The sequence below is a fragment of the Pseudoalteromonas sp. MMG010 genome (assembly GCF_018100905.1).
In the GTDB taxonomy this organism is placed as follows: Bacteria; Pseudomonadota; Gammaproteobacteria; order Enterobacterales; family Alteromonadaceae; genus Pseudoalteromonas.
The window spans coordinates 43,688-55,687 of sequence record NZ_JAGJEG010000001.1 but is presented as its reverse complement, the minus strand read 5'-3'; the positions used below and the strand labels follow the sequence as shown (position 1 = coordinate 55,687).

The window sequence follows — 12,000 nt, the reverse complement described above, 5'->3', positions numbered from 1 at the left end:
CCTTTTTTATTGAGTGTTATTAAATTGTGCTGTTTCTTGAGTCGTATTAATAGCGGTAATAGGAAACGGGATCACAATACCTTCTTCGTTATAGCGCTTATGTAGTGCTTTTATAAAGGCGGATTTAACCCAAAATCTATTAAAATACTCTTTGGCTCTTAACATCACAGTAAAGTTAATGCTTGAGTTATCAAAGGTATGATAAATAACAAAGGTGTTATAATCATCAACTCCCCATTCATGTTCAATTAAAATTTTTCGTGCAACTTCCAAGGTAACTTGTTCTACAAATTCTAAATCTGAGCTGTAATGCACATTAACCTCAACGGGGACACTGAGCTCTTTATTTGGATAGAAATAATTAATTATCCGTGATTTAGAAAGCTGGCTATTAGGAATAATAATCATATTATTGGGTAACATTTTTAACCATGTTGAACGCCATCCTATTTTTTCTACAAAACCTTGCTCGCCTGATTCGAGTTCAATGAAATCTCCAACTCGAATAGGCTTATCTACAACTAATTGTACTCCCGAAAAAAAGTTCTCAAGTGTAGGTTGTAATGCCAATGCAACCGCTAATGAAGTGATCCCTAAGGAGGCGAGTATAGGAGTAATAGAAATACCTAATGAGCTAAGTAGCACTAAAATACCTATTGAAAGTACACCTGCGCGCGTAATTCCTCTGACTATACTTTGTGAATTTGATACAACGGCTGATTTGCTAGCATAGTAGCCAATTGCGCCAAATAGAAAACGATCAATAAAATAAATAATAGAGCTCACAGCCAAAATAATTTTCACACCGCGAAAAGGAATGAGTTCAGTATGTGGGGCTTCTACAAACTGTAATAACTGCTCTAAAATAATGAAAAGCACCATAACAGTGCATAATGTTAAAGGGACAGCGATGGACCTAACTAATAAACTATCAAAAATAAAATGAGTCGAGTTAGTCCACTTTTTTAGCCAGTGTAAGATTATAAACCTAAATAAAAACAAGCTTATAGCTGAAAGTGTAAGTGCTAATGGAATAAAGAACCAAGGCTGCATAACAGCCTCTAAAACGGGATGTTCGATCATTTAATACTCACTGCTAAATCATATATTGTTCAATGCAGCAAGTTATGTACCTAAACAAAAATATTAAAGCTGAATAATCGAAAGGCTGTTAGTAACACGATTAATATTCTTATTAAGTAAATTTTATATTAGTACTGGCTATTTAAATATAAAGCCGTAGCTAAAAACCTATAAATTATACTCAAAAATAAGACTCATTATAAATGACGAGACAGATTAAATACATTGTTATCATATTTATGAAGGCGTTAACTTAGTGATGCTAAATGCTAAATGCTAAATGCTAAAACCGGGCATGTATAAATAATGAGGCTAAATTTAAGCTGCCGTTTTTTTCTCAAAATCAGCCTTTACAATTTCAAGGGCTTTAAGGACATCGGCGGGCGCTAATTCATTTTCCTCTAATAACATTATAAGGTCGACGGCTAACTTTATATGCTCTGGGGCGTTATCTAAGGTGTTATTCATGATAAAGCTTTCTTTTTTGAAATTTCTCTAATTGCAATATCAATAGCTTGTTCGACTTGTTGTTGCATTTTATTGCGTTCAGCCAACGTAAGATAAAAAGCCATATCAACCTCATAGCGAATATACCGAGGTGGTAATTGATTTAAAACCGTACAACATAAATCGGCCAAAATATCATCGTTATAAACACTGTCTAACTTTAATTTACTAATGTGATCGGTGACAATTTTTTCGTAATAATTATGGATGTCGTCATGTAATCGCATGATTTTACCTAAATCGTTGTAAGGTTAATTCGAGTGTATACCAACCTGCGAAATAAATCGATATCTGCTTTTTGTATTTAACGCAGTTGCTGTTTTTCTAATTGTTGTATTTTATCTTCAGTGGCTGAAATGGCTTTTCGGCATCGGCCTAGGCGAGCATGAGTGGTTAATATTTCTTGATTAATTTTTTGCGCTTGAACTGAAGATGCTGTTTTTATTTGTAATTTACGCTCTTCTATCATGAGTATAAGTCGGCGTTCAAACTCGTGGTTTTGCTTTAGTTCATCATAAAGCTCGTGGGATGACTGCATGGCTTTATTAACCACTTGTTTAAATACTTTTTGCTTAGCACGTGGTTTATACTGGCTTTTATTTTCTTTTTCCCAGATTGGAGTTGACTTTATTACATTAAAAACAGCGTGTACTTGATTACTTATTCGCTCAAGTGCGTAAGCATAAGCATGGCGATGACTGCTATCAGGAAGTCGTGCTAACTCTTCTTCTATTTCAATGACATAATCGGCAAGGTTCATGCTTTTTGTACTAAATACACAACGGTCAAACAAACTAGGTTGAGCTTGCATATAACGATTTTTAGATAATAATTTAGCACCATCAAACTTTAAGGCTTGTTGTTTAAGTATGTCTATTTGCTGCTGTAGTTTGTTATAGGCTGGAGTTGACATGCTATAGGTAAGCCTCGTAGATTAACTTTAATGCAAGTAATATCACCATCGTATTAAATACGGGGCGTATAAACTTACTACCAAAACGTATCGCTGAATGCGCGCCAAGCCATGCACCTAGCATAATAAACATTCCCATGGTCAGGCCCAGAAAAAAATTGACATGGCCCAGGGCAACAAATGTGATAAGGGAAATAAAATTAGATACAAAATTCATTGACCGCGCTAGGCCACAATTAAGCAACAAGTTCATTTTATAAAATAAGCTGTTTGATGCGGTCCAAAAAGTCCCCGTACCAGGTCCTGCTAATCCGTCAAAAAAGCCTAAACTTAACCCTTGTAACCATTGCTTTATTTTCATACTACGGGTGACAGCAGGAAGCGCGTCATCTTCAGTGGTGCTTAAGCTACCGAACAAACTGTAACAGGCGACTATAATCACAATGATGGGTAATAATTTATTTAAAAAGCCGATACTTAAATGATCAACGATTAAGGTACCAATCATCGCACCAATCGCTGTTGCAATAATAGAACTAGCCCAAAACTTAGGACTAAAAAGATTTTTTTTGTAGTAAGTAAAGCTAGCGGTAAAAGAGCCAAAGCTGGCTGCTAATTTATTTGTCCCCAGGGTTAAATGAGGCGGTAAGCCAGCTGTTAATAAAGCGGGAACAGTTAATAATCCGCCCCCTCCAGCAATAGCGTCTATAAAGCCAGCGGCGAGTGCAACAGCACATAAAATAGCCCAAGTTGAAGGGTCAAGCGCAAGTTCAAACATTAATAATCTATTTGTCTTTTAAAAGGTGGTAAGGTGTCGAGCATGGCTTTGCCATAGCGTTTTGTTACTAGGCGTCTATCTAAAATGGTGATTTGACCATGGTCGCTTTCTTTTCGCAGCAGTCTACCACAGCTTTGTACTAATTTCTTTGCTGCATCGGGCACAGTAATCGATAAAAACGGATTGCCGCCTTTACTTTGCACAAATTCAGCTTGCGCTTCTTCGATAGGGGATGTTGGTACGGCAAAAGGGATTTTTGTAATAATTAAATTTTCTAAATATTTTCCTGGCAAATCAAGACCTTCCGAAAGACTTTGAGTACCAAATAAAATACTTCCTTTATTTTCATCAATATTTTTGTGATGTTTTTTAAGCAATGATTCCCGTGACATTTCACCTTGTACTAATAAGTTAAAACCTTTTGTTCTAAGCAGTTTGGCAACATGGTCCATTTGCCAATAAGAGGCAAATAACACAAGATTAGCTTTTTGAGTGTTTAAATGCTCAGGTAAACAGCTGGCGATATGATCGCTAAACTCTTTATGCGTAGGCTCTATAGTTGATGCAGGTAAACGCAAGGTGGCTTGTTTTGGGTAATCAAAAGGTGAGGGCACTTTTATAAACTTAACACCGGGTTCTTTTGCTAATCCGCTTTCGTAAGCGAAATGATCAAATGAGCCCAAAGCACTTAATGTGGCCGAACATAAAACAGCACCGGCACATTCATTCCATAATTTATCTTTTAAATAATAACCCACTTCAATAGGGCAATCGCTGAGTAAGTGATCATGATGATTTTTATACTCAAGGCGCTTTATCCAACGCGCATGGGGTGTGCCTTCGCCTTTGTTTGCATAGCTATACCATAGTTTATTAAGTTGCTCTAAGCGATTAATATATTGTCCGCTTTCGGCTAATACGGGGTCTGCTACGTATGGTTTTATGTCGCCATCACTAACATCTTGGGTGAGCGTGTCGTGCATTTTATTTAAGCAGCGCAAAGCATCTTGAGTATCTTCACTAATATCTTTTGCTTTACTGTGTAATGATTTAGGAATTTCACCATGTTCAAAACGGTAGGTATCGTCTTTTGAATATTCAAAATTAGCGTTATCAAGAATGTCGCGCACTACTTTTAAATTTTTATTCGCATCGTTAATGCTATCGCACAGTTTAAAGTTTTGCCCAATGCCTTTTTGTCCAACTAAAACTTTGGCCATTTTACCACTAAATTTAGTAAGCTTATCTAACCAATCGATAGTGCCTTTAATGGTTGCTGCGGCAGATGAAAAGTCACGCGTTATATGAGCAAGATGGTGTGCTTCATCAATAACATAAATAGTGTTATCAGGTTCTGGCAAAATTTTACCGCCTCCTAAATCTAAATCAGCAAGTAATAAAGAATGGTTGATCACTAACACATCCATTTGCATTAATTGATTACGCGCTAGCTGAAATGGGCACGTTTGATGCGCTTTCATTTGTCGTTGGCATGCATGTTTATCGCAGGCAATTAACCCCCACACTCGATCTGGAATCGTATCAGCCCAACTATCACGATCGCCGGCCCACTTTTTATTTGTGTATGCATCATATAGCTGCTTTAAACATTGTGTTTCCATATCACTCAATGGTGAAGTAAGCGTGGGCATAAATTCCATTTGGGTTTGGCTATCGCTGTTTAATGCATTATGCAGTTTATGCGCACATATGTAGCGTTGTCGGCCTTTCACTAAATCAAATTTAAAATCAAGTTTGGAATGAGCCTTAAAAAAGGGGAGTTCTTTGTTTATTAATTGTTCTTGTAAAGCGACCGTGGCAGTAGAAATGACTAATTTTTTCTTTTGCGCTAAGGCTAAGGGTAAAGCACCTAAACAATAAGCGAGTGATTTACCGGTACCCGTTCCTGCCTCTATAACACAAATGCGTTGTTGTTTGTGGTACTCACCCGCTAAGGTTTTGGCTATTTCGGCTACTAAATAGTTTTGTGAACTGCGAGGGCGGTAATCGTTTAAATTATCGGCCACGTGCTGATGCACTTGTCTAATTGTTTTTTTGAGTGAGTCAGAAAGCATGGCGTGATTTACCTAAAGTATGTATATAATTACAGTGTATATATTAAGTGGGATCTCACATTGACACAAGCAATCTATCAAGGCTTTATTTTATCGCGCCAACAGTACCAAGCTAAATATGGACATGGTATCACGCTGTGCTATTGGCTTAGCAGTGAGAATGGTCCGATAAAAGTGTTAATTGAAAATGAAAGTGCTGTTTTTTTTATCCCACAATCAGCACAATTATTAGCACAAAAATTATGTCAGCAAGCTAATATCACCGTTGAATTTAAGCCACTAGCACTGCGCCATTTTGGTGGTGAGGTATGCACCGGTTGCTATTTTAAGAACAATCACAGCTTTTACCAAGCCAAACAATTATTTGACAATAAAGTGACGGTATTTGAAGGTGACATACGTCACAGTGATCGCTTTTTAATGGAGCGTTTTATTAAAGGCGGTGTGTGGGTTAGTGGAAAAGTAGAGCATAAAACAGGCTATACATTAATCACACAAGCAAAATTAAAGGCAAATAGCGATTACACCCCCAGCTTGAGCTCTGTTTCTTTAGATATTGAATGTGATGCACAAGGGGTACTATTTTCAATTGCTTTAGTCGGTCATGGTCTAGATGTTGTGATGATGATTGGGGAACCCCAAACGGTACATAATGCACTGAACATTGATTGGTGTTATGACGAAATTAACTTACTACAAAAGTTAAGTTATTACCTTTGCCAAAGTGACCCTGATGTTATTGTAGGATGGAATGTTATTGAGTTTGACTTTAATGTTATTAACGCACGGGCGCAGGCATTAGGACTAACGCTAAACTTTGGACGAGATAAGCAGCCACTAAACATACGAACAGGGCACTTTACTCGGCTTATTTTACCGGGTCGGTGTGTGATAGACGGCATTGATATGCTTAAAAATGCAACTTATCGTTTTGAAAGTTATTCATTAGCGAATGTTGCACAAGAAATATTAGGCGAAAGTAAGTTAATTCAAAGTGATAATAGGCTTAATGAAATTATTCGTCAGTTTAATCAAGATAAACTTGCTTTAGCTGAATATAACCGACAAGACTGCATTTTAGTCAATCGTATTTTTGCAAAGCTTAACTTATTTGAATTTGCCGTAGTACGGACACAGTTAACAGCGTTAGAGCTGGAAAAAATGGGAGGTTCGGTTGCTGCATTTACCAACCTATATTTACCCTTATTACATAGAAGTGGTTATGTAGCTCCAAATTTAGGCGATCATGGCTTGTCATTTGAAAGCCCAGGGGGCTATGTTATGGACTCGACTCCTGGTTTATATAAAAATATTTTAGTGCTCGACTTTAAGAGCTTATATCCTTCAATAATGCGTACATTTTGTATAGACCCATTAGGCTTAATTAACGGACTAAATAACTCAGAAGAGGCGATACCAGGATTTAATAATGCATTTTTTTCACGTACTCATCACCACTTACCTAAACTTATTCAGCATTTAACTGATACCCGGCAAAAAGCAAAAGACACACATCAACCTATGCTATCTCAAGCAATTAAAATAATAATGAATAGTTTGTATGGTGTTTTGGGTTCAAAAGGATGCAAATTTTACGATCCTAGGCTTTCAAGTTCTATTACATTACGTGGGCACGAAATAATGCAAACAACCCGAAAATGGATAGAAGAAATGGGGTATGAGGTAATATATGGTGATACCGACTCTACTTTTATTAAAGTAGATGATGAACTCGATGCTGAGCAGTGTAATGAAATAGGTAATGTACTAGCAAAAACAATTAATAGTCAGTGGCAAGAAAACATAAAACAGCGTTTTAATTTAATCAGTTACTTAGAGCTAGAATTTGAAACTCACTACAGCCCATTTTTTATGCCAACGATCAGAGGTAAAAAAACGGGCTCTAAAAAACGTTATGTTGGTCAGGTAATTAAAAATGACAAGGCGCAACTAATATTTAAGGGAATGGAAACCGTTCGTAGTGATTGGACTGTATTTGCACAAGAATTTCAAAAAGAGTTATTTACGACATTGTTTAAATTAGATTTTAAACCTACAGATATTTTTCCTATTTTGAAACATTACACCTCTGCGCTTTACAAAGGAGAGTTTGATAAAAAGTTAATATATAAAAAGCGGCTAGGCCAGCATTTACATGATTATATAAAAAATATTCCTCCTCATGTACAAGCAATCAAAAAATACCAAGCAATCAACCCACATTTTGATGTACAAAGAGGGCAAGTTATTGAGTATGTATATACCCTCGATGGCGCTGAAATAGCGACAGGCGATAACACTCTTCATTACCCAATTTACATCGAAAAGCAACTCACACCCATTGCTCAAATGATATTTGAAACCCTTGAATTACAAGATGTAGATATTCAAGGCACACAATTAAGTTTTTTATAATACTTACATAAAACTGTGATAATAGGCGTGTTTTAGGGTATTTATATGTGTGTAATCGATATTATACATTTAAAAAAATTAAATAATCTAATTTCACCGCCTTAATAAGAAAAATCTAATCAATTATTAAGTTTTGAGTGTAAATACAATCTATTTTCGTTACGCCTTATTAACACATGTTATTTATGTCACTGTAAACATGCTGCTAGGCAGGGATAATATTCGCTAAAACTAGGTAGTTATTAAGGTAGATAAGTCGATTAGTGTTAATTTTAACCATAAACTAAGTACTTAATTAGATTAAATGCTCTAATTTGCTAATTTTTTTATTTTTTTTTGAACTTTTTTCATTTTTAATTAACGCCATATAAATCAATGGTTTATTTTGTTTTTTGTGCGCTTGTTGTGTCAGTTAACCGATTTGTTGTTATATAAAGTGTAAAATAAGGTGGATGAAAGTTAATTGTCTGTTGACCTTTTTGTTGCAGAGGTATTATTATTCATCACACGGTTATGTCGTTTAGTAACAAATTATTTCGCCATAACTGATAATTATAACTAATAACAATGTATTCCAGGGAGAATCAAATGTTAAATAATAAAGTTTCAAAAGCAGTTCGCTTAGCGATCGCTTTTGGTGCAGCATCAACAGCTGCTTTCTCAGCTAGTTCATTTGCAGCAGAAGAAGGCGCAGAAAAAGTTGAACGTATCCAAGTAACTGGTTCACGCATCAAACGTACTGACCTTGAAGGCGCTTCACCAGTAGTATCTATCACTTCAGCTGACATTAAACTTGAAGGTGATTACACTGTAGCTGATGCACTTCGTTCAAGCTCTTTAAACTCTTTCGGTTCTTTCTCTGAGCGTTCAGGTAGTTCAGCGCAATCTCAAGCAACTATTAACCTTCGTGGTGCTGGTTCTCGTCGTACTTTAGTTCTTCTAAATGGTCGTCGTTTCCCAGGTTCACCTACTTTAGGTGGTGCTTCTGCTAACCTTAATGCTATTCCTATGGCAGCGGTAGAGCGTATCGATATCATGACAGAAGGTGCATCTTCTATCTATGGTTCTGATGCAATGGCTGGTGTTGTTAACGTTATCTTAAAAGATAACTTTGAAGGTTTAACTTTCAATATTGGTGCGGGTCACCGTGACCAAGACGAAGGAACTACTTCAACTGAATTTTCTGTAGTTGGTGGTGTTTCTAGCGATAAAGGTAATATTACTTTCTCTTTCGATCACCAAACTCGTGAAGGCATTTCAGATGCTGACCGTGATTACACTAAAGCACAAATTGGTGATTTAGATAATGATGGCGATATCGAAGCATACACTGCTGATACTATTGGTTGGTCTTACTACGGTGCTACTGTACTGTCTCCTGATTTCTCAACAGCTTCTGCATCTTTATTATGTGATGATTTAATTGCTGAATACGGTGAAGATACTTTCCGCCGTGTTGATGCGAACGAAGATTGGGGCCCAGGTTCTGAATACTGTATGTATGCATATGCAAATGTTGCATACAACACTGCTTCAATCGACCGTAACACTTTATATGTAAGTGCTAACTATGAACTAAGCGAAAGCGTTGAATTCTTCGCACAAACTATGTTTGTACAAAACTCTTCATTCGGTCGTTATGCTCCACCTGCTGCAGCATGGACTGACATGTCTGCAGATAATGAGCATAACCCATACGGTGAAGACGGTGCATACGGTTTATTCCGTTGGGTAGGTATCGGTACTCGTGACGGTAATGTTGACGATTACAACCAAGATTTAACTGCGGGTTTACGTGGTGATTTAGATTGGAATAACGCATCTTGGGAAGTTTACTATCACCATAACAAAGCAGATAACAAATCTGTTGGTGAGTACTACCTTTCTTACAGCGGTTTAGCATACAACGAACAAAATGATATTGATCTTGGTTCTGATGAAGGTATTGCTAACATGAAAGCAACTACTTTACAGAGCTCATCATCTACATTTGACCAATTCTTTGGTGGTATCGGCTTTGATTTATTCGAACTTCCTGGTGGCACTGTAGCTCATTACGTTGGTGTTGAATACTTTGAACAAACTTATGCAGATATATACGACGGTCAGTCTGAAGCTGGTTTAGTTGGTGGTTCAGCGGGTAACTCTTCAATGGGTGAGCGCGATGTAACTGCTGTTTTCTTCGAATCAGTATTACCAATTACTGAAACATTCGAATTAAACATTAAAGCACGTTACGATGACTACTCAGATTTTGGTGATAACGTTGCTCCAGCTGTATCTGCACGTTGGGAAGTAGCTGAAGGCGTAGTTATTCGTGGTTCATACTCTGAATCATTCCGTGCTCCAGGCCTTGATTTATTAAATGCTGCTCGTACATTCTCTGCTGAATCAGCAATTGATTACGCTAATGGTTCAACAACTTCACGTCAGTATGATACTTACTACACTGCAAACGCTGATCTAGAAGCTGAAACTTCAGATTACATCAACTTAGGTGTTGCATGGGATGTAAACGATAACTTAAACCTTAAATTAGATTACTTCCAGTTATCAATTGATAACGTAATTCAATCTAAGTCTTTACAAGGTCTTTTATCTGACGAATCAGCAGGTCTAATTACCGCTGTTGGTGTTGATGCAGATACATCTAATGAAACATTCTACCTAAAACGTGCTGCTTCAGGTACGCTTATTGAAGCAGGTACTTCTTACTTCAATGGTGCTGGTTTTGAGATTGAAGGTTTCGATTTCACTGTTGCTGCAAACCTTGAAACAGGTTTTGGTGATTTCCGCTTCAAGAATGTAAACAGTGTAACATTGTCTTACGATTCAGAAGTTGGTGGTGTAGTACAAGATACAGCTGGTTGGTCTGGTCAACCAGATCTTAAGTCTGTAGCAACACTTTCTTGGACATTAGATGACCATACAGTTTCTTGGAACTCTACTTACACAGCAAGTACTTCAGAAGTTGAAGTTGATACTGACGGTGACGGTTACTACGAGCAATCAGGTGACCTTGATAGCTGGTTAATCCATAACTTAACATACAGCTACAACGCTGGTGCTTACGGTGCAGTAACATTTACAGTAAGTAACTTAACTGATGAAGACCCAGTTCTTTCTTCATCAGGTACGTGGGATAACCAAGACCTTTACAATAACTTCGGTCGTGATTACCGCTTAAACTACACGATTAGTTTCTAAGCTTTAATTAACTTAGAATATTAATGATGAAGGGCTGAATTTATTCAGCCCTTTTTTATTGTTAGAGGTTATATGAAAGATTATTGGAGTGAGTATTGGTCACAAGGTTTTATTACTTCTTTTGGCCAAGATATAAAACGTAACTATACTGGTTTACTTAAAAACTGTTGGCTTGAATTTACTGATACGCTAGAAAAAAATAGTCGTATTCTTGATATTGGTACGGGAAATGGAGCGTTAATAGAACTTATTCAAACAGGCTCTAAAGCAGAATATCAATTTGTAGGTATTGATAGCGCGACAATAAATAAAAATGTCAGTGAAACAATTAAAGGGCAATTCATTTCTAATATTAAAGCAGAAAAAATGCCATTTAAAGATAATGAATTTGATGCTGTTATTTCGCAATTTGCATTAGAGTATAGCGACATTACCTTAAGTATAAATGAGTTGTTTAGGGTTTTAACAAGCGGGGGGCAATTTCAATTAATTTGCCATGATGTGAACTCTGACATTGTGTTGCCAAATATTCAAATTTTAGAATCAGCATTAAGAGTAAAAAATAATTTTTTAACGCCTTTGCAAAGCCTTGTTAGTACAATATTAGCAACAAGCGATGAAGCGGATATTCAATCAAAAGTAGCTGTTATTGATGACTTATTAATAGAAGAAAAAACAATTCATGCTTTGGCGATTAATGCGACACAAATGCCCGCGTTTTTTTCTTTTCTACTAAAAAACCGAAAAATAGATTTAAATAAAGCTTTTTCTTTGTTCAAACAAGAGTTAGAAGGCCTTATTTATCGTCTAAATGATCTACAACATGCAGCCCAAAATAGTGCATGTGTACATGAGTTATTATTGTTACATTGTCAAAATGTAGAGAAAACGTATTTAATTGATAATAATAAAGAAAAAATAGGAACTTTGTATAAAGGGCGCAAGTAGAGTGAGCTATAGTTAATTAAATTATAGTAAATTAGTGTACTATTTTGTTATTATTTAACATTAAGTTTTTACTG

Annotated in this window: 9 protein-coding genes; 3 read left to right on the top strand and 6 right to left on the bottom strand. The window is 36.4% G+C overall.

Annotated features, from left to right (window positions below; all coding sequences use genetic code 11):
• Window positions 1–6: 6 nt before the first annotated feature.
• The 6 genes from J8L70_RS00275 to dinG form a co-directional block, all read right to left on the bottom strand.
• Window positions 7–1,083 carry a mechanosensitive ion channel family protein gene (locus tag J8L70_RS00275; protein ID WP_211053475.1) on the bottom strand — a complete coding sequence of 359 codons (1,077 nt, stop codon included), beginning with the start codon at window positions 1,081–1,083 and terminating at the stop codon, window positions 7–9.
• A 318-nt stretch (window positions 1,084–1,401) separates the two neighbouring features.
• On the bottom strand, window positions 1,402–1,551 hold the full coding sequence (locus J8L70_RS00270; RefSeq protein WP_211053474.1) for a YbaM family protein: 150 nt from the start codon (window positions 1,549–1,551) through the stop codon (window positions 1,402–1,404).
• The gene (locus J8L70_RS00265) at window positions 1,548–1,817 is read right to left on the bottom strand and encodes a late competence development ComFB family protein (RefSeq protein ID WP_211053473.1); all 270 of its coding nucleotides are present in this window, start codon (window positions 1,815–1,817) and stop codon (window positions 1,548–1,550) included. The genes J8L70_RS00270 and J8L70_RS00265 overlap by 4 nt, the downstream gene beginning before the upstream one ends.
• Window positions 1,818–1,894: 77 nt before the next feature.
• Window positions 1,895–2,503 carry a primosomal replication protein gene (locus tag J8L70_RS00260; RefSeq protein ID WP_211053472.1) on the bottom strand — a complete coding sequence of 203 codons (609 nt, stop codon included), beginning with the start codon at window positions 2,501–2,503 and terminating at the stop codon, window positions 1,895–1,897.
• Between the two features lies 1 nt (window position 2,504).
• Complete coding sequence (locus tag J8L70_RS00255; protein WP_211053471.1) at window positions 2,505–3,281, bottom strand: TSUP family transporter; 777 nt, start codon at window positions 3,279–3,281, stop codon at window positions 2,505–2,507.
• Window positions 3,281–5,356: an ATP-dependent DNA helicase DinG gene (gene dinG / locus J8L70_RS00250; protein WP_211053470.1), complete on the bottom strand. Its 2,076-nt coding sequence runs from the start codon at window positions 5,354–5,356 to the stop codon at window positions 3,281–3,283. The genes J8L70_RS00255 and dinG overlap by 1 nt, the downstream gene beginning before the upstream one ends.
• A 60-nt stretch (window positions 5,357–5,416) precedes the next feature.
• On the opposite strand from dinG, the gene J8L70_RS00245 reads away from it, so the two are divergent.
• The 3 genes from J8L70_RS00245 (at window position 5,417) to J8L70_RS00235 (ending at window position 11,926) form a co-directional block, all read left to right on the top strand.
• On the top strand, window positions 5,417–7,771 hold the full coding sequence (locus J8L70_RS00245; protein ID WP_211053469.1) for a DNA polymerase II: 2,355 nt from the start codon (window positions 5,417–5,419) through the stop codon (window positions 7,769–7,771).
• A gap of 588 nt (window positions 7,772–8,359) precedes the next feature.
• Window positions 8,360–10,978 (top strand): TonB-dependent receptor, encoded by a 2,619-nt coding sequence (locus tag J8L70_RS00240; protein WP_211053468.1) that lies wholly within the window; start codon window positions 8,360–8,362, stop codon window positions 10,976–10,978.
• A 72-nt stretch (window positions 10,979–11,050) separates the two neighbouring features.
• Window positions 11,051–11,926, top strand: coding sequence for a class I SAM-dependent methyltransferase (locus J8L70_RS00235; RefSeq protein ID WP_211053467.1), 876 nt, complete (start codon window positions 11,051–11,053; stop codon window positions 11,924–11,926).
• Window positions 11,927–12,000 lie beyond the last annotated feature (74 nt).

What these genes read in the sequence shown, in the direction of transcription:
- J8L70_RS00275 (WP_211053475.1), bottom strand. Translation starts at nt 1,083, where the DNA reads ATGATCGAACATCCCGTTTTAGAGGCTGTTATGCAGCCTTGGTTCTTT.
- J8L70_RS00265 (WP_211053473.1), bottom strand. Translation starts at nt 1,817, where the DNA reads ATGCGATTACATGACGACATCCATAATTATTACGAAAAAATTGTCACC.
- J8L70_RS00240 (WP_211053468.1), top strand. Translation starts at nt 8,360, where the DNA reads ATGTTAAATAATAAAGTTTCAAAAGCAGTTCGCTTAGCGATCGCTTTT.
- J8L70_RS00255 (WP_211053471.1), bottom strand. Translation starts at nt 3,281, where the DNA reads ATGTTTGAACTTGCGCTTGACCCTTCAACTTGGGCTATTTTATGTGCT.
- J8L70_RS00235 (WP_211053467.1), top strand. Translation starts at nt 11,051, where the DNA reads ATGAAAGATTATTGGAGTGAGTATTGGTCACAAGGTTTTATTACTTCT.
- J8L70_RS00270 (WP_211053474.1), bottom strand. Translation starts at nt 1,551, where the DNA reads ATGAATAACACCTTAGATAACGCCCCAGAGCATATAAAGTTAGCCGTC.
- dinG (WP_211053470.1), bottom strand. Translation starts at nt 5,356, where the DNA reads ATGCTTTCTGACTCACTCAAAAAAACAATTAGACAAGTGCATCAGCAC.
- J8L70_RS00260 (WP_211053472.1), bottom strand. Translation starts at nt 2,503, where the DNA reads ATGTCAACTCCAGCCTATAACAAACTACAGCAGCAAATAGACATACTT.